This is a genomic window from Hydrotalea lipotrueae (assembly GCF_019249625.1).
Taxonomy (GTDB): Bacteria; Bacteroidota; Bacteroidia; order Chitinophagales; family Chitinophagaceae; genus Hydrotalea; species Hydrotalea flava.
In genome coordinates this window covers 1-1,024 of sequence record NZ_JAESDL010000064.1, presented here as the reverse complement: position 1 = coordinate 1,024, position 1,024 = coordinate 1, and the positions used below count along the sequence as shown (strand labels likewise).

Sequence of the window (1,024 nt, the reverse complement as noted above, 5' to 3'; positions counted from 1 at the left end):
GGTATTACCGGACAGGATGGCGCCTATTTGGCGGAGTTATTACTGAAAAAAGGGTATGAAGTGCATGGTATTAAGCGGCGCAGCTCGCTGTTCAATACCGGGCGGATTGATCGGTTTTATGAAGACCCGCATGTACCGCACCGGCATTTGATATTGCATTATGGTGATTTAACCGATAGCACCAATTTAATCCGCATTATTCAGGAAGTGCAGCCGGATGAGATATATAATCTGGCAGCCATGAGCCATGTGCATGTGAGTTTTGAAACGCCGGAATATACGGCCAATGCTGATGGACTGGGTACTTTGCGGATACTGGAAGCCGTTCGGTTATTGGGATTGATACAAAAGACAAAAATATACCAGGCTTCCACCTCTGAATTGTATGGATTAGTGCAGGCGGTTCCGCAAAGTGAAACCACCCCCTTCTATCCCCGTTCGCCTTATGCAGTGGCAAAATTGTATGCCTACTGGATAACGGTAAACTACCGGGAAGCCTACAATATGTTTGCCTGCAATGGAATATTATTCAACCATGAGTCACCCTTGCGTGGTGAAACCTTTGTAACCCGGAAGATAACCCGTGCAGTGGCGAAGATTGCATTGGGCTTGCAGGATACCTTGTTTCTGGGAAACTTAGAAGCGCGGCGCGACTGGGGCCATGCGAAGGATTATGTAGAAGGCATGTGGCGCATTTTGCAACAGGAAAAACCGGACGATTTTGTGCTGGCTACCGGCATAACAACCCCTATCCGCGATTTTGTGCAGATGGCATTTGCCGAACTGGGCATTCACATTGGGTTTAGAGGTACCGGAGTGGCAGAGGAAGGGTATGTTACTGAAAACCATGGTGGTTATGCAGTACCGGAAGGGAAGGTGGTGGTGAAAGTAGATGCCCGGTATTACCGGCCAACGGAGGTAGACTTGCTGATTGGCGATGCTACTAAAGCAAAAGAAAAATTAGGATGGACCCCCACCTATACATTGGCAGAAATGGTAACTGAAATGGTAGCAGCCGATGTAG

Annotated in this window: 1 protein-coding gene; it reads left to right on the top strand. The window is 48.0% G+C overall.

Translation table 11 applies throughout. The features are described 5' to 3' along the window. A partial coding sequence (gene gmd, locus JK139_RS15390) for a GDP-mannose 4,6-dehydratase (RefSeq protein WP_218332174.1) occupies positions 1-1,024 on the top strand: 1,024 nt, incomplete at both ends.